This is a genomic window from Kitasatospora sp. NPDC058478, from assembly GCF_042720345.1.
GTDB lineage: Bacteria > Actinomycetota > Actinomycetes > Streptomycetales > Streptomycetaceae > Kitasatospora.
The window spans coordinates 147,837-163,616 of record NZ_JBHXML010000004.1; the positions used below are offsets into that span (position 1 = coordinate 147,837).

A 15,780-nucleotide genomic window follows, 5' to 3' on the forward strand; every position below is an offset into this window, starting at 1 on the left:
GTCAGGCCGCGGTGTCCAGCCGCCGGCGCTGGTCCTCGTCGAGCACCAGGTCCAGGGCGGCCAGACTCTCGTCCAGCTGGGCGACGGAGCTGGCGCCCACGACCGGGATCGTCGGCGCCGGGTGGCCCAGCAGCCAGGCGAGCACCACCTGGTTGACGGTGGCCCCGGTCTCCTTCGCCACCTCGGCCAGGGCGGCCAACTGGGCCTGCACCACCGGCCACTGGTACTTCTCGGACAGCGTCCGGTCGGGCCGGCAGTACGCGCCGCCGAGCAGCGGGGAGTACGCCAGCAGCAGCAGCTCCGGCCGCTGCGCGACGTACGACAGCAGCTCCTCGTCGGCGTGCTTCTGGATGCCGAAGTCCGCGTCCGGCCGTGGCCGGAGGTAGCTGTGGCGCTGCTGGACGCACCGGTAGCCGGGCCAACCCCGCTGCTCGGCAAGCTCGTTGGCGGCAGCCAGGTCCGCGGCGCTGTGGTTGCTGCAGCCGAGCCGGCCGACCTTTCCGTCGGCCACCAGCTCGGCGAAGGCCCCGAGGGTCTCCTCGACCGGGGTGGACGGGTCCGTCACGTGGGCGTAGTAGACGTCCACGCGGTCGGTGCCGAGCCGGCGCAGGCTGCCCTCGGCCGCGTTGTGCAGCGCAGCGGCGGACAGCCCCTCCATGTGTTCGGGGAAGGGGAGTTCGGACACCGGGCGGGCTCCCGCCTTGGTGGCGAGGACCAGTTCGGCACGGTTGCGCCGGCGGGCGATCCAGCGGCCGAGCAGTTCCTCGCTCTCGTACCCCGTCCCGCCGGGGGCCCAGAAGGCGTAGTTGTTCGAGGTGTCGACGAAGGTCCCGCCGGCCTCGGTGAACCGGTCCAGGATCGCCGTCGCGGTCTGCTCGTCCACGGTGGTGCCGAAGGTCATGGCGCCGAGGCACAGCGCGCTGGCCTTCGGTCCGTCAACTCCGAGGCTGCGGTACAGCATCAGTCATCCCTCCCAGGGGTCGGTAATGGTGGTGCGGGCCACGATCGGGGCGTGGCGCGCCGCGATCCGGTCACCAGAATCATCACCCCGGCCGCGCCCGACTCGGCCAATGCGCAGACCAGCCGGGAAACCGTCCGATTCGTTCAAGACGGGGCGTCCGGGCGCCGCCTACCGTGACGGGCATGAACAGCACACCAGCACCGCAGTTCGCCGTCGTGGGCCTCGCCGTCTCGGACCTGGCCGCCTCGATCGCCTTCTACCGGCGGCTCGGACTCGCGTTCCCCGACGGGGCCGAGCAGGAGCCGCACGTCGAGGCCGTGCTGCCGGGCGGGCTGCGCCTGGCCCTCGACCCCGAGTCCACCATCCGCTCGTTCCACCCGGACTGGCGTCCGCCGGCGGGCGGCGGCCGGACGGCACTGGCGTTCCGGTGCGCCGACCCCGCCCAGGTGGACGCGGTCTACGAGGACCTGGTCGGCGCCGGGTACCACGGCGAGTTGAAGCCGTGGGACGCCTTCTGGGGCCAGCGGTACGCCGTGGTGCACGACCCGGACGGCAATGGCGTCGACCTGTTCGCGCCGCTGCCGGGCGCCACGGACTGAGTCAACGGGGCAGCAGGGCGGTCGCCGGCATTCCCGCCAACTCCCGTACGTCGCGCGCCAGATGGGCCTGGTCGGCGTAGCCCGTCCGGGCCGCCGTCTCGGCGAGGGGCACGCCGGAGCGGGCCAGCGCGAGGGCGCGCTGCAAGCGGAGGATCCGGGCCAGGGTCTTGGGACCGTAGCCGAAGGCGGTCAGTGAGCGGCGGTGCAGTTGCCGCGCGCCGAGGCCGACCGCCTCGGCGGTCGCCGCGACCGAACGGCCGGCCGCCAGGGCATCGGCGACCGCCCGGACGAGCGGGTCCACCGGCCGCGCGTCGGCCGCCAGGCGCAGCGCCAACTCCTCCAGGGCCACGGCCGGGTCGGGCGCCGCGTCGATGCGCCCGGTGCGGCGGCGCACCTCGACTCCGGGCCGGAGGTCGGCCAGGTCGACCCGCCGGTCGCGCAGTTCGTGTGCGGGCACGCCCAGCAGGGCGGGGGCGGCGCCGGGCGGGAGGCGGACGCCCGCCCACGGGCCGCGCAGCCCCGGTCCGAGCTGGAAGGCGCGGGTGTCCGGCCCGGCGACGAGGACCCGGCCCTCGGTCCAGAGCAGGTCCATGCAGCCGTCGGGCAGGACGAGCCCGGCCGCGCCGCCGCCCGTGCTCCCGACGGCCCGGCGCCTCCACACGACCGCTCCCGGCAGCCTCGACGCCCGCTCCGCGTACTCGGGGGACATGAGGCCCAGGCTACGCGCCGCCGCCGGGCGCCGCCGGGGGTCGGCGACACGCCGGCGGCACGCCCACGGCTCCGGCCGCGCGAGGCGGACGGGGCCGAGACGGACAGGAAAGGGCCGAACAGGACAGGGCCGGGCAGGACAGGGCAGGCTCAGCCCACCCGCTGGACGACCTCCGCCTCCGCCACGCCCTCGACCGGGCCCGCCGCCGGAGCGGTCTTCCGGCCGTCCCGCATCAGCACCAGGGTCAGCCCCGCGGCCGCCAGGACGGAGATCCCGCCCGCCGTGAAGGTGACGGAGGCCGCGGTGTTGAACGCGTCGCGCGCGGCGGCGGCCAGTCCGCCGTCCCCGGTGCTCGCGGCGAGGGCGAGCGCGTCCGTGATCGCGTGCTTCCCGGCGGCGGGCGCGTCGGTGGGCATCGAGCCGGTGAAGGTGCTGGACAGGACGGCGCCGAGGATGGCCACGCCCAGCGCGGAACCGGACTGCTGGATGGTGTCGTTGAGCGCGGAGCCGACACCGGCGTGCTCACCGGGGATCGCGCCCATCAGCGCGTTGGACGCGGCCGGCATCGCGAGGCCGGAGCCGGCGCCCAGCACCAGCATGGCCAGGGCGACCTTGGCGAAGCCGTCGCCGACCGAGAGCGTGGCCAGCAGCCCGAACCCGGCCGCGATGATCAGCATGCCGGCCGAGGTCGTCACCCGCGGGGCGACCTTCTTGCTGAGCACGGCGCCGAGGGCGTTGAACACCAGCGAGGCGACGGCCAGCGGGAGGAACGCCAGGCCGGTGTCGGTGGCCGAGAACTTCAGCACGAACTGCAGGTACTGGGTGAGGACCAGCATCAGGCCGCCGGTGGCGAAGGTCAGCAGGACGAGCGAGAAGCTGGCCCCGGTGAACACCCGGTTGCGGAACAGCTTGAGCGGGACCATCGGCGAGTCGGTCCGGACCTGGCGGACGGCGAACCCGGTCAGCGCGAGCACCCCGACGACGAGCGTGCCGAGCGTGCCGGGGCTGGTGATGCCGTCCCGGGGCAGCACGGTGATCGACCAGACCAGCGCGGTCATCCCGGTCATCGAGAGCACCATGCCGGGCAGGTCGGGCCGGCGCCACGGCCCCCTGGACTCCGGCATCAGCACGACCGCCGCGATGACGGCGACCACTGCGACCGGCACGTTGAGCAGGAAGACCGCGCCCCACCAGAAGTGCGCGATCAGCGCACCGCCGAGCACCGGCCCGCCGATCATGCCGATCATGGCCACCGCGCTCCACGCGGCGATCGCCTTGGGCCGTTCCTCGTCGTCGAAGACGGTGATCAGGATGGAGAGCGTGCTCGGCATGACCAGGGCTCCGCCCACGCCCATCAGCACGCGTCCGGCGATGAGCTGGCCGGGGCTGTCGGCGACGGCCGCGACCAGGGAGGCGGCGCCGAACACCACCAGCCCGATGATCATCATCTTCCGCCGGCCGAACCGGTCGGAGAGGCTGCCCGAGGTGAGCAGCAGCCCGGCGAAGACCAGGATGTACGAGTCGATGATCCACTGGATGTCCTCGGCCCCGGCCCCGAGGTCCGCCGCGATCTGCGGGATGGACACCGTGAGCACCATGTTGTCGACCACCAGCACCAGGCTGCTGAGACAGAGCACGACCAGGATGAGCCAGCGGCGCGGATGTCGGTCCACCGCGGTCCCCCTTCGAAGTGAGCGCGCCGGCCGTAGCCGGACGGAAGTCGTCGCGGGTGCACCGCGGTCCGTCCCCACGGCCGCGGTGCACCTCGATCCGCACACCGTGCGGACGCCACACACTGTACGGAGACCGCACAGCGTTCGCAAAGCCGTACAGTGTGCGGCGCGGCTTATGCTGAACGGAGCAGCCGAGCCGAGCACAGGCGGGCGAAGACCGAGAGGAGGGCCGGATGCCGGCCAGGTCGAAGGACGCGCCCGGGACACCGTGGAGCCGCCCCGAGCGCCCCCGGCGCGAGCAGCCGGCGCTCAGCCGGGCCCAGATCGTCGCGGAGGCACTCGCCATCCTGGACAGCGACGGCATCGAAGCCATGAGCATGCGCAAGCTCGGCGCCCGCCTCAACGCCGGCGCCACCTCGATGTACACCCACGTCGCCAACAAGGACGAACTGCTCGCCCTGGCCGTCGACGAGGTGTTCGGCAAGATCTGGATCCCGGCGGTCACCGACACGAACCCGGCGGACTGGCGCGCCACCGTCGCCGAGTGCGCGGGCAGCGTGCGCCAGGTCATCCTGCGCCACCCGTGGATGGTGTCGGTGATCGGCGACCTGGGGCTCGTCTACTTCGGGCCGAACTGGATGCGCCTCTCCGAGGCCCTGCTCACCTTCCTGGAGGCAGCCGGCTTCACCCCGATGGAGGCCAGCGACGCGATGAGGGCCCTGCTCGGCTATGTCATCGGGACGGCCAGCGTAGAGGCCTCCTGGCTGAGCGCACTGGCCCGGCACGGCCGGGAGGAGCAGGGCTGGATGGACGAACTCCTGCCCGCCATCATCGAGGCCACCCGGGACTTCCCGCGCCTGCACCGCCTCTACACCACCGACGCCAACGGGGTGACCGACGGCTCCCGCGACAGCGGCTTCACCAACGGCATCCGGCTGATCCTGGACGGCATCGAGGCCACTCGGCAGGCCCGGCCTGCCAGTTGACGGGACGTCAGTTCCGGCTCAGCGCCCGGGCCCCGACGTAGCCCGGCCCCGAACCGACCTCGCCGCCCGCACCACCGACCGGGCCGCCGGGGCGGGCAGTCGGTGGTGCGGGCGGCCGGTGGTGCGCAGCACCCTCCGGTCAGCCCAGGGCCGCCACCCCGGCGGCCGGAGCCGCGCCGGCCAGCGGCGGGCGCAGCGAGGCCGTGCCCAGGCCGGTCGGGCCGAGCGGCACCGCGGCGGGCGCGGGCAGTTCCTCGACCGCCGCCCCCGCCCTGAGCTGCCGCTCCGCGCCGAAGTGCCGCAGCAGGTCCTCCTCGCGGTACCGGCGGCAGTCCCGGTGCCAGACCAGGATGCCCGCGAGCCAGTGCTCCAGCTCCTTCACGTACCCGTCCAGCAGCTCCCGCGCTTCCGGCTCCAGCGCGAAGTCGTCGTACAGGACGGGGAGTTCCTTCGCCGCGACGTGCTGGAACTGGTCCAGCCGGGAGTGCATCAGGTCGTCGACGATCCGGACCGCCGACGGGTAGTCGCAGTTGAAGAAGTTCTGCACCACCAGGACGGCGTTGTGCACCTCGCCCTCGTACTCGACCTCCTTCTGGTACGAGAACAGGTCGTTCATCATGCACGCGTAGTCCGCGGCCGAGTTCTCCAGCGAACGCATCGAGCCGTGCTCGTGCACCCCGGGCGGCACGGCCTTCCCGTGGGCGAGCCGGCACAGGCTCATGGTGAGGTCGGAGCCGAAGGTGGCGCGGCGCATCTCCAGGTAGTCCACCGGGTCCGGAATCCGGTTCTGCACCTGGTTGTTGAGCTCCCAGATCCAGCTCGCGGTCATGTCCTCGACGGTCTGGCGGAACGTCCGCCGGGCGTCCGCCGTCATCGGGCCGGCGGTGCGCTCCCAGATGTCGGCGAGGCCGCGTTCCAGGGCGTTGGCGGGCTCGGGCGCGGGGCTGCCGTCCACCGGCATGAACAGCGGGAGCCGCTCGTTGGCGAGCTTGGCGCCGGCCAGGTCGCGGGTGCGTCCGAAGACCGCCGGGTAGTAGTCGTCGGCCCAGGTCCCCCAGGCCAACCAGGCGGAGGAGACGTCGAGTTGGTCGGCGGTGGCGTTCGGGTGGATGCCGGCCGCGCAGAGCGGGAGGTCGTAGTCCCGCATGGACGCGGCGTCCCAGATGCCGGATCCGGGGATGCCGGGCTGCTCCGCCAGCAGGCCCATCCGCTCGGCCCACTCGATCACCCGCTCCCGCGCGCCGCCCAGGTGCGGGTTCAGGGTGGCCTCGAACGGCAGCTTGAACTCGGGCAGTCGGGACGGTCCGACGGGCTGGTACGGCACGTGGGCGTGCGACCGGGCCCGCCGGACGGCCGGTCCGACGCCGCCCGGGCCGGCCTGGCCGGCCGCAGGTCCACCGCCGCCCATCGCCGTGCTGCGCAGGATGTCCAGCGCCGAGGTGCCCACCCCGCCGATCGCGAACGGGTCCCACCAGTTGCCGGTTCCGGGCAGCGCGCCGCCCGTTCCCGCCGCGACGCGGCCGCCCGAACCGGCCGCCGCACCACCGCCGTTCATGTACCGGCTGGAGCGCATGTGCCACTCGTGGCCGCCTGACTGCCAGTCCTGGAGGCCCTTGACGTACGCCAGCACCCGGGCGCGGCCCTCGGGGGCGAGCCCGGTCTCGGCGAACAGCACGGGCAGTTCGGTGAACACGGTGTTCTCGAACTGCTGGAGCCGCGAGGTGAGCAGGTCGTTGACCGCCTCGGCGGCCTCCTGGGTGGAGCACTCCAGGAACTTCTCCAGCACCAGGATGCCGTTGCTCAGCTCGCCCTCGTCCTCCACCTCCCGCTGGTAGGAGAAGATGTCGTTGCGCAGGTGCACGCCGTCCGAGAAGGCGTCCATCAGCACCCGCAGCGCGCGCGAGCCGGAGACCTCCTTCGGGACCTCGGCGCCGGCCGCGTACTCGACCAGCTGGGCGGACCAGGGCGCACCGCCCACCTTGCGGCGCATCTCGATGTACTCGACCGGGTTGGAGATCCGGCCGGCGTTGATGTTGGCGAGCTCCCAGAGCGACTCGTTGAGCAGGTTGCGGGTGCTCTCGGCGAAGCGGATCCGCCAGTCCTCGCCCATCACCGGCACGGTGCGCCGCCACAGGTCGGCCAGGCCCGCCTCGACCGGGTTCTCCGGCTCCGGCATCGGGGTGGCCGGGTCGGCCGGCATGAACAGCGGCAGCCGGTCGAGGTGCGCCTTGCCGGCCTCGCGGTCGTTGCTGCGCTTGAACATGTCGAGGAAGTGGTCGTCGAAGAAGAAGACCCACACGTACCAGTCGGTGACCAGCGAGAGCGCCTCGGCGGAGGCGTCGGGGTGGGTGTAGGCGCAGAGCAGGCCGTAGTCGTGGGCGTCCAGGTCGGCCTGGTCCCAGATGCCGGAGCCCTCCAGCATTCCCATCTCCCGTGCCCAGACGGAGGAATGGGCCCGTGCCTCGTCCAGATGGGGGTTGAGGCGTGCCGGGTGCGGCAGGTAGAAGGACGGCAGTTCGAACGGCTGGGTCACGGCGGGCGAGCCTTTCTGGACGCGTCGATTGCACCAAGAATGGCCCGCCGGCAGGTCGCCGCACCGGCGCAACGGAAACAGTCATACAAGATGACCAGCCGCCTCCAACCTGCCCACGCTGCCCTCCTCTTCGCCGCCCGACGCGGGCAAAAAGTACTCCGCCGGCTCTCCCGACCGCCGGAGCTGGTATCTCAGGCGGTCGCTCCGCCAACGAACAAGCCAGCTACGCCAAGGCCCTGGAACACCAAGACTTCCCCTGCTACGGGCGTGTTGACCGCCTCCGCCCCCGCCCCGTCCACCAGACTGGGCGCCGACCCGACGTCAACTCCGAGGAGGGCAAGCCCATGAACGTCACCGTCCGGCTCGCACAGCAGCCCGAGGCCGACGAACTGCTCGGACGGAGTGCGCTGGCCGCGCTCGTCGGCATGTTGCTTGACCAACAGGTGCCGATGGAATGGGCGTTCACCGGTCCGCTGACCATCGCCCAGCGGCTCGGACGCAACGACCTGGACGCCCGGGAGATCGCCGTGTACAACCCGGAGGAGTTCGTCGCCCTCCTGTCCGCGAAGCCCGCCGTGCACCGCTACCCGGCCGCGATGGCCAAACGGGTCCAGCAGCTCTGCCAGTTCCTGGTGGCGCAGTACGACGCCGACGCCGCCGCGCTCTGGAAGGACACCCGCACCGGCAAGGAACTGCTCAGCCGCCTCAACGCCCTGCCCGGTTTCGGCAAACAGAAGTCGCAGATCTTCCTGGCCCTACTCGGCAAGCAGTACGGCGTGCGGCCGGAGGGCTGGCGCGAGGCGGCCGGCGTGTACGGCGAGGAGGGCGCGCACCGCTCGGTCGCCGACATCACCGGGCCCGAATCCCTCGACCTGGTACGGGAGTTCAAGCAGGAGATGAAGCGCGCCGCGAAGGAGGCCAAGTCCGCGGCGAAGACCACGACCCGGACGACGGCGGTGAGCACGGCCGGGGCGCGCTGAAAACCGATCGCCCGGCCGGCCCCGCCGGGAACCGTTGCCGAGCCGCCGAGGAGTCCACCGCCGTACGGTCCACGGCCTCCCAGGATGCGCTGAGGGCCCCGGTCGCGCCGCGCGACCGGGGCCCTCAGCAGTGCCTGTCAGGCCAGGACGGACTCCCGCTCGTCCGTCGGATCCACCGCACCCGCCGTCGCCGGCGCGTCCACCGCACCCGCCGCATCCGCGCCGGCCGGCGCGACCGCCTTGCGCCGCGGCAGCGCGAACATCAGCAGGAACACCACCAGCAGCGCCCCCGCGACCCACCACATCGCGTGGACGAACGCCCCGCCGAACGCGGTGCCCATCGCCTCCGGCGCGACCACGTCGTCCATCGCCCCGAAGAAGGCCACCGACACCAGCGCGAGCCCCAGCGCGTTCCCCATCTGCTGGACGGTGTTGATCAGCCCCGACGCCGAACCGGCGTGCGCGCGCGGCACCTCCGCCAGGATCGCGTCGGTGATCGGCGCGACGATCAGGCCCATCCCCAGGCCCATCACCACCAGCGGCAGCGCCATCTGCCAGGGCGCGATCGCCGTCCCGTACCGGTCCGCCTCCCAGATGTACGTCAGCACGCCCGCCGCCATCACCAGCGCGCCGGTCTGGAGCACCCGGCGTCCGAACCGGGGCACCAGCTTCTGCACGGACAGCCCGGCCGCGGCCGAGACGGCGAGCGAGAACGGGATGCCGGTGGAGCCGGCCTTGAGCGGGCTCCAGCCGAGGCCCAGCTGCATGTACAGCGTCCAGACCAGGAAGAAGATCCCGCAGACCACGCCGAAGGCCAGCTGCACGCCGATGCCGGCCGCGAAGCTCTTCACCCGGAACAGCGACAGCTCGACCAGCGGCGAGCCGTCCCGCCGCGTCTTGGCCTTCTCGTACGCCACGAACAGCGCGAACACCACCAGGCTGCCGGCCATCGACAGGTAGCCCCAGAGCGGCCAGCCGGCCTCCCGCCCGTGCGTCAGCGGGTAGATCAGCATCAGCAGGCCGACGCTCGCCAGCGCCACCCCGACCAGGTCCAGCTTGAGCGCCCGCTCGGCCTTCGACTCGTCGATGAAGCGGCGCCCGAGCAGCAGCCCGGCGATGCCGACCGGCAGGTTGATCAGGAAGATCGGGCGCCAGGCCAGGCCGAACAGGTCCCACTCGGTGAGCAGCGCGCCGATCAGCGGCCCGGAGACGGCGCCCAGCCCGACCACCGCGCCGAACATGCCGAACACCTTGCCGCGCTCCTCCGCCGGGAAGGTCGCGTGGATGATCGACAGCACCTGCGGCACCATCATGGCCGCCGTGCCGCCCTGGAGCACCCGCATCCCGACCAGCATCTCGGGGCCGGAGGCCAGGCCGCACAGCGCGGACGCCACGGTGAACCCGCCGATGCCGATCAGGAACAGCCGCTTGCGGCCGTAGATGTCGCCCAGCCGACCACCGGTGATCAGCCCGATCGCGAAGGCCAGCGCGTAGCCGCCGGTGACCCACTGGATGGCGCTGAAGGAGGCGCCGGTGTCCTCCTGGATGCTGGGGATGGCGATGTTGACGATGGTGACGTCCACCAGGTCCATGAAGGAGGCGACCATCACGATCGCCAGCGCGATCCACCTCCGTCGGTCCGCGTCCGCGGTCTTCATTCGGTACTCCTCATTCGTCCTGCTCGTCCTGCTCGTCCTGCTCGCGCTGCTCGCACTGCTCGTCGGCACGTCCACGAGGGTACGGGGCATATAGGTCAGATCCTGTCCCAGTTGTCCGGCATCCTGGACGGCATGACGGACACCCCCGCACGGCTGCTGAACCTGCTGTCCCTGCTGCAGACCCCGCGCGAGTGGCCCGGCAGCGAACTCGCCGAACGGCTCGGCGTCAGCCCCCGGACGATCCGGCGCGACATCGACCGGCTGCGCGACCTCGGCTACCCGGTGCAGGCCACCATGGGCGCGGTCGGCGGCTACCGGCTGGTCGCGGGGACGGCGATGCCGCCGCTGCTGCTGGACGACGAGGAGGCCGTCGCCATCGCGGTCGGACTGCGGGCGGCCGCCGGGCACGCGGTGGTCGGCATAGAGGAGGCCTCGGTCCGCGCCCTCGCCAAGCTCCTCCAGGTGCTGCCGGGCCGCCTGCGGCACCGGGTGGGCGCGCTCAACACCGCCACCATGCCACTGCTCACCGGCGACGGCCCGACCGTCGACCCGGACGACCTCACCGTGCTCGCCGGCGCCGTCACCAACCGGGAACGGCTGCGCTTCGCCTACCGGGCCGGCGACGGCGCCGAGACCAGGCGCAACGTCGAACCCGAGCGGCTGGTCTCGGCCGGCCGCCGCTGGTACCTGGTCGGCTACGACCTGGACCGGGACGACTGGCGGCTCTTCCGCGTCGACCGGCTCAGCGAACCCCGCGCCACCGGCGCCCACTTCACCCCGCGCCCGCTCCCGGCCGAGGACGCCGCCGCGTACGTGGCGGGCAAGCTGCGCCGCCAGTCACCGGCCCGCTCCGTGGTCGCCACCGTGCACGCCCCGGCCGCGAACGTCCGACGGCACTTCGCCCGGGGGGACTCCGAGATCGAGCCGATCGACGAGCACCGCTGCCGGCTGCGCTCCCGCACGGACTCCCTGGAGTGGACGGCGGTGCGGCTGCTGACGCTGGACTGCGAGTTCGAGGTGCACGAGCCGCCGGAGCTGATCACCCACCTGCGCACCCTGGCCGCCCGCGCCGACCGGGCCACCCGCGCGGGCGGCTAGGGCCCGCCCGGCAGGCCCTAAGCCTCGATCCGGTACCAGCAGTCCCCCGCGCGGAACCACAGCGCGCCGTCCCGGCCGTGCGCCCGCACCCGGTCGAGCGCGCCGGGCACGCTCAGCTGCCGGCGCCGGGTCTGCTTCCACTCCTTGCCGATCAGCTGGTACCAGGTCAACTCTCCACCGCTGGAAAGGAAGACGCCCTGCCCGCCGCGGATCGCGAAGCCGACCGGCAGCCGGACCGGGCACGGCACGGTGGTCGACGGCCGGTCGACCGCGTCGATCCGGGTGAGGTGGCTGACCGACGAGCTCGGGTACCAGGCCAGCCAGGCGCTCCGGCCGTCGGTCGCGCCGGCCAGGCCCTCCAGCGGGTAGGACGGCAGCTTGTCCGGGCTCCACACCACCCGGCCCCGGGTGTCGGCGGCCCGCAACCCGGCGGCCGCCATCGGGTGGTCGCCGTAGATGCCCTCGTCCCCGTAGGCCATCCAGATCCGGCCGTCCAGGTCGGTCACCAGCACCTGGACGTCGTCACCGAGCGCGAGCTCCCGTTCGAGCGCCCCGTCCGCGCCGTACACGGCCGCGTTGGGCAGCCATTCCTCCCCGTCCTGCTCGGCCCGGTACCCGGCCAGCAGCACCCGGCCGCCCGGCAGCAGCCCGAGGTGGTCGGGCGAGCAGGAGACGCCGGACAGCGGCACCCGCCACTCCCCCTGCGGCGCGGCCACGACCACCTCGCCGTCGAACGGCAGCCGGACCGGCGGCCAGGATCCGGCCGGCGCCAGGTGCTGCTCCGGCACCACCAGGAGGGCCAGTTCCCCGGCCGGCCCGACCGTCCAGGCCACGGCCCTGCGACCGGCCGACCGGTCCTCCTCGGGCAGCCGCCAGACCTCGACCGGATCGTGGCCCACCGCGCTCAGACCCCGTACTCGGCGGTGAGCAGCGCCCGCCCCAGCGTGTGGAAGGTCAGGTGGAAGCCGATCTGGGCCGCCGGAGTGTCGGCGGAGACGTCCAGCTTCTCGACGTCCAGGGCGTGCACCGCGAAGACGTACCGGTGCGGGGCGCCGGGCGGCGGGGCGGCGCCGTCGTACTGGTGGCCGGGGAAGTCGTTGCGGCCGTGGAAGGAGGCCGCGCCGGGCAGGTCGTCGTCCGAGGAGCCGGCGCCGCGCGGCAGTTCGAGCGTGTCGGCGGGCAGGTTGAGGGCGAGCCAGTGCCACCAGCCGGAGCCGGTGGGCGCGTCCGGGTCGTAGCAGGTGACGGCGACGCTCCGGGTGCCCTCGGGCAGCCCCGACCAGGCCAGTTGCGGCGACCGGTTGCCGCCGGCGTGGCTGAACTCCCCGTCCAGTGTGCCGCCGTCGGCGATGTCCTGGCTGGTCAGCGGGAAGGACGGCACCTGCGGCAGGAAGTCGTACGGCAGCGGCGGGCGAACGCTCATGGGGTGGTCACCTCTCAACGGGCCGTGGACGGCCTCGGGCTGAAGGACGCTGAAGAACACGGTCCGACGGGCACGGCCTGTCGGACACGGTCTGTCGGACACGGCTCACTGTAGTGGGGTGCCCGTCCGGTCCGGCCGCCCCGATCCGGTCGCCCCTCGTTCGGGCCCGGTCCGCTCAAATCGCCAGGTATAGACCAATCCGGCCCCTGCGGCTAGCGTGGACAGCGCACCCGCCCCCAGCTCCGGAGCCGCACCGTGGAGTCGTCCGTCCTCGCCTTCGCCACCGACCTGCTCGACGAGGGCGCCGACACCTTCTTCGGCAACCTCACCGACCGCGCCGGGGTCGGCGGCGTCACCCTCGCCTCGGTCTACCACGAGGCCCGGGACGTCTTCCCGCACAACCCCCGCCGGGTGATCCGCTACCTGGAGCCGGGCGCGGCGTACTTCCGCCCCGATCCGGCCCGCTGGCGGGGCCGCCGGCTCGCGCCCGCCCCGTCCACCGCGATCGGCGACCGCGACCCCTTCGCCGAAGCCGCCGCCGAGACCCGCCGCCGGGGGCTGAAGCTGCACGCCTGGACGGTGTTCTGCCACAACGACCGGCTCGGCTTCGCCCACCCGGACTGCGCCCCGGCCAACGCCTTCGGCGACCGCCACCTCACCGAGCTCTGCCCGGCCCACCCGGAGGTCCGGGAGTACGCGCGGACCCTGGTCACCGAGCTGGCCCGGTACGGCGTGGACGCGATCCGGGCCGAGTCCCTACACTTCCACGGGCTGCGCCACGGCTACCACCACGAGCGCTACTTCGAGGAACTGGGCGCGGGCGCCGAGGCGCTGCTCGGCATCTGCTTCTGCCCGCACTGCCGCGCCGCCGCCACCCGCGCGGGCGTCCCGGCGGAGGAGGTCGCGGAGGCCGTCCGCACCGAGCTGCGCCGCCGGCTGGCCGACGAGGCGGCCGCCGCCGAGCCCGCCGACCTGAGCGCGCTCGCGGACGGCGCCCTGGCCGCCTACCTGGACGCCGCCACCACCACCGTCACCACGCTGGCCGCCGAACTGACCGAGGAGGCCCGGCGCCACGGCATGCGGCTGAGCTTCATGGACGGCGCCGGCCCGGGCAAGGGCTGGCTGTCCGGCATCGACCTGCCCGCGCTCGCCAAGGCGGCCGACCAGATCGAGACGCTCGGCTACGCGAAGACCCCGGAGGCCGTCCGGGAGAAGATCGCCGCGTTCGCCCTGCACGGCGTCCGCCCGCAGGACATGGCGGTGATCCTGCGGCCGATGGCCTCGGACTGCGACGGCCCGGCGAACCTCGCCGCCAAGATCGCGACCCTGCGCGAACTGGGCGTCCCCGAGGTCGAGTTCTACAACTACGGCCTGATGCGGCTGTCCTCGCTCGACCGGATCGGCGCCGCCCTGGCCGGGTAAGGCTCCAGTCCTGCGGGGCCCGGCCGCTACCGCCGCCGCTTGGACGTCCCGAACAGGCTGCGCGAGATCTCCTGCCCGAGCTGCTTCCCGGCCGAACGTGCCAGGGACTTCACCGTCGGGTTGCTGAGCAGCGAATCGAGCAGCCCGCCCGCCCCCTTCGGCTCCTCCCGCCGCGGGGCGGGCTCCCGCTCCTTCGGCACCCTGGCCGGTGCGGCGGCCTCCGGCCTGGGCGCCCGCGCTGCCCGCGCGGCCAGCTTCTCGTACGCCGACTCCCGGTCGATCGCGTCCCGGTAGCGCGCCGTCAGCGGCGAGGCGTCGACGACGGCCCGCAGCGCGCCCGCCTCGATCGGCCCCATCAGGGACTGCGGCGCCCGCAGCCGGGTGGCCGCGACCGGCGTCGGCGCGCCCTTCTCGGAGAGCACCGTCACCACGGCCTCGCCGGTGCCGAGCGAGATGAGCACCGCGCCGAGGTCGTAGGAGGAACGCGGGAAGGTCGAGACGGTGGCCTTGAGCGCCTTGGCGTCGTCCGGGGTGAAGGCGCGCAGCGCGTGCTGCACCCGGTTGCCCAGCTGCGCGAGCACGTCGGAGGGGACGTCACGCGGGGATTGGGTGACGAAGAAGATGCCCACGGCCTTCGAGCGGATCAGCCGGACGGTCTGGGTGATGGCCTCCAGGAAGGCCTTGGAGGCGCCCTTGAACAGCAGGTGCGCCTCGTCGAAGAAGAACACCAGCTTGGGCTTGTCCAGGTCGCCGACCTCGGGCAGTTCCTGGTAGAGGTCGGCGAGCAGCCACATCAGGAAGGTGGAGAACAGCCGCGGCCGGTCCTGGACGGCGGGCAGTTCCAGCACCGAGACGACGCCCCGGCCGTCCGGGGCGGTCCGCAGCAGTTCGGCGGTGTCGAACTCGGGCTCGCCGAAGAACGCCCCGGCGCCCTCGTTCTCCAGCAGGGTGAGCGCGCGCAGGATCACCCCGGCGGTGGCCGACGAGAGGCCGCCGATGGTCCTCAGCTCCTCCTTGCCCTCGGGCGAGGCGAGGAAGGCGATGACGGCGGTGAGGTCCTTGAGGTCGTACAGCTCCAGGCCCTTGGTGTCGGCGTAGTGGAACACCAGGCTGAGCGAGGACTCCTGGGTCTCGTTCAGGTCGAGCACCTTGGCGAGCAGCAGCGGCCCGAAGCTGGTGACGGTGGCGCGGATCGGGATCCCGGCGCCCTGGCCGCCGAGCGAGTAGAACTCGACCGGGCAGCCCTGTGGGGTCCACTGCTGTCCGACCTCGGCCGCGCGGGCGGCGGTGCGCTCGCTCGGCGCGCCGGGCGCGGCGACGCCGGAGACGTCCCCCTTGACGTCGGCGAGGAACACCGGCACGCCCTGGGCGGAGAGCTGTTCGGCGATCAGCTGGAGGGTCTTGGTCTTGCCGGTGCCGGTGGCGCCGGCGACCAGCCCGTGCCGGTTGAGCACCCCGAGCGGGATGCGCACCTGGGCGTCCGGGTAGGCGGTGCCGTCCAGCAGCACCGCGCCGAGGTCGAGGGCGGGCCCGGTGAAGGCGTACCCGTCGGCGATCTCCCGGACGGCCGGCGGGGTGAGGGCGGAGGACATCGGGGCACTCTCCTGGGCGGTGCGGGGAGGCGGGGCGGGCCCGGAACCCGGTCCCGGGCGGGCCGTGTCCCGATCGGAACCCGGCGATGTTCGCGACATTTCCCATCAAACAGCCGCAATCGCCCTCCCGCAGCTCACACCCGAGC

Annotated in this window: 13 protein-coding genes; 5 read left to right on the plus strand and 8 right to left on the minus strand. The window is 73.2% G+C overall.

Annotation, left to right across the window (positions count from 1 at the left end; translation table 11 throughout):
- Position 1: 1 nt before the first annotated feature.
- On the minus strand, positions 2-961 hold the full coding sequence (locus ACFWPT_RS03670; protein ID WP_380479294.1) for an aldo/keto reductase: 960 nt from the start codon (positions 959-961) through the stop codon (positions 2-4).
- 182 nt (positions 962-1,143) lie between these two features.
- On the opposite strand from ACFWPT_RS03670, the gene ACFWPT_RS03675 reads away from it, so the two are divergent.
- Positions 1,144-1,560 (plus strand): VOC family protein, encoded by a 417-nt coding sequence (locus tag ACFWPT_RS03675; protein ID WP_380479297.1) that lies wholly within the window; start codon positions 1,144-1,146, stop codon positions 1,558-1,560.
- 1 nt (position 1,561) lies between these two features.
- Here ACFWPT_RS03675 and ACFWPT_RS03680 read toward each other — a convergent pair whose 3' ends face one another.
- Complete coding sequence (locus tag ACFWPT_RS03680) at positions 1,562-2,269, minus strand: helix-turn-helix domain-containing protein (RefSeq protein ID WP_380479299.1); 708 nt, start codon at positions 2,267-2,269, stop codon at positions 1,562-1,564.
- Between the two features lie 149 nt (positions 2,270-2,418).
- Positions 2,419-3,942 carry an MFS transporter gene (locus tag ACFWPT_RS03685; protein ID WP_380479301.1) on the minus strand — a complete coding sequence of 508 codons (1,524 nt, stop codon included), beginning with the start codon at positions 3,940-3,942 and terminating at the stop codon, positions 2,419-2,421.
- A gap of 233 nt (positions 3,943-4,175) precedes the next feature.
- Here ACFWPT_RS03685 and ACFWPT_RS03690 point away from each other — a divergent pair, with 233 nt between their 5' ends.
- Positions 4,176-4,928, plus strand: coding sequence for a TetR/AcrR family transcriptional regulator C-terminal domain-containing protein (locus ACFWPT_RS03690; protein WP_380479304.1), 753 nt, complete (start codon positions 4,176-4,178; stop codon positions 4,926-4,928).
- Between the two features lie 139 nt (positions 4,929-5,067).
- Here the strand turns inward: ACFWPT_RS03690 and ACFWPT_RS03695 are convergent, their stop codons facing one another.
- Entirely contained in the window at positions 5,068-7,461 is a 2,394-nt protein-coding gene (locus ACFWPT_RS03695; RefSeq protein WP_380374521.1) for a germacradienol/geosmin synthase, read from the minus strand.
- A gap of 344 nt (positions 7,462-7,805) precedes the next feature.
- On the opposite strand from ACFWPT_RS03695, the gene ACFWPT_RS03700 reads away from it, so the two are divergent.
- Positions 7,806-8,441: an HhH-GPD-type base excision DNA repair protein gene (locus ACFWPT_RS03700; RefSeq protein WP_371518035.1), complete on the plus strand. Its 636-nt coding sequence runs from the start codon at positions 7,806-7,808 to the stop codon at positions 8,439-8,441.
- A 137-nt stretch (positions 8,442-8,578) separates the two neighbouring features.
- On the opposite strand, the gene ACFWPT_RS03705 is transcribed toward ACFWPT_RS03700, so the two are convergent.
- Positions 8,579-10,099, minus strand: coding sequence for an MFS transporter (locus tag ACFWPT_RS03705; protein ID WP_380479306.1), 1,521 nt, complete (start codon positions 10,097-10,099; stop codon positions 8,579-8,581).
- Between the two features lie 132 nt (positions 10,100-10,231).
- Here ACFWPT_RS03705 and ACFWPT_RS03710 point away from each other — a divergent pair, with 132 nt between their 5' ends.
- Positions 10,232-11,197, plus strand: coding sequence for a helix-turn-helix transcriptional regulator (locus ACFWPT_RS03710; protein ID WP_380479309.1), 966 nt, complete (start codon positions 10,232-10,234; stop codon positions 11,195-11,197).
- A 17-nt stretch (positions 11,198-11,214) separates the two neighbouring features.
- On the opposite strand, the gene ACFWPT_RS03715 is transcribed toward ACFWPT_RS03710, so the two are convergent.
- A complete protein-coding gene (locus tag ACFWPT_RS03715) occupies positions 11,215-12,096 on the minus strand; it encodes a hypothetical protein (protein WP_380426428.1) in 882 nt (293 codons plus the stop codon).
- A gap of 5 nt (positions 12,097-12,101) precedes the next feature.
- The gene (locus ACFWPT_RS03720; RefSeq protein ID WP_380479312.1) at positions 12,102-12,620 is read right to left on the minus strand and encodes a YbhB/YbcL family Raf kinase inhibitor-like protein; all 519 of its coding nucleotides are present in this window, start codon (positions 12,618-12,620) and stop codon (positions 12,102-12,104) included.
- A gap of 255 nt (positions 12,621-12,875) precedes the next feature.
- On the opposite strand from ACFWPT_RS03720, the gene ACFWPT_RS03725 reads away from it, so the two are divergent.
- The gene (locus ACFWPT_RS03725) at positions 12,876-14,042 is read left to right on the plus strand and encodes a hypothetical protein (protein WP_380479314.1); all 1,167 of its coding nucleotides are present in this window, start codon (positions 12,876-12,878) and stop codon (positions 14,040-14,042) included.
- A gap of 26 nt (positions 14,043-14,068) precedes the next feature.
- Here the strand turns inward: ACFWPT_RS03725 and ACFWPT_RS03730 are convergent, their stop codons facing one another.
- The gene (locus tag ACFWPT_RS03730; RefSeq protein ID WP_380479316.1) at positions 14,069-15,634 is read right to left on the minus strand and encodes a helicase HerA-like domain-containing protein; all 1,566 of its coding nucleotides are present in this window, start codon (positions 15,632-15,634) and stop codon (positions 14,069-14,071) included.
- Positions 15,635-15,780: the final 146 nt, after the last annotated feature.

Coding starts and splice junctions, on each gene's coding strand:
- ACFWPT_RS03705 (WP_380479306.1), bottom strand. CDS start 10,099: ATGAAGACCGCGGACGCGGACCGACGGAGGTGGATCGCGCTGGCGATC.
- ACFWPT_RS03710 (WP_380479309.1), top strand. CDS start 10,232: ATGACGGACACCCCCGCACGGCTGCTGAACCTGCTGTCCCTGCTGCAG.
- ACFWPT_RS03720 (WP_380479312.1), bottom strand. CDS start 12,620: ATGAGCGTTCGCCCGCCGCTGCCGTACGACTTCCTGCCGCAGGTGCCG.
- ACFWPT_RS03670 (WP_380479294.1), bottom strand. CDS start 961: ATGCTGTACCGCAGCCTCGGAGTTGACGGACCGAAGGCCAGCGCGCTG.
- ACFWPT_RS03730 (WP_380479316.1), bottom strand. CDS start 15,634: ATGTCCTCCGCCCTCACCCCGCCGGCCGTCCGGGAGATCGCCGACGGG.
- ACFWPT_RS03700 (WP_371518035.1), top strand. CDS start 7,806: ATGAACGTCACCGTCCGGCTCGCACAGCAGCCCGAGGCCGACGAACTG.
- ACFWPT_RS03690 (WP_380479304.1), top strand. CDS start 4,176: ATGCCGGCCAGGTCGAAGGACGCGCCCGGGACACCGTGGAGCCGCCCC.
- ACFWPT_RS03675 (WP_380479297.1), top strand. CDS start 1,144: ATGAACAGCACACCAGCACCGCAGTTCGCCGTCGTGGGCCTCGCCGTC.
- ACFWPT_RS03680 (WP_380479299.1), bottom strand. CDS start 2,269: ATGTCCCCCGAGTACGCGGAGCGGGCGTCGAGGCTGCCGGGAGCGGTC.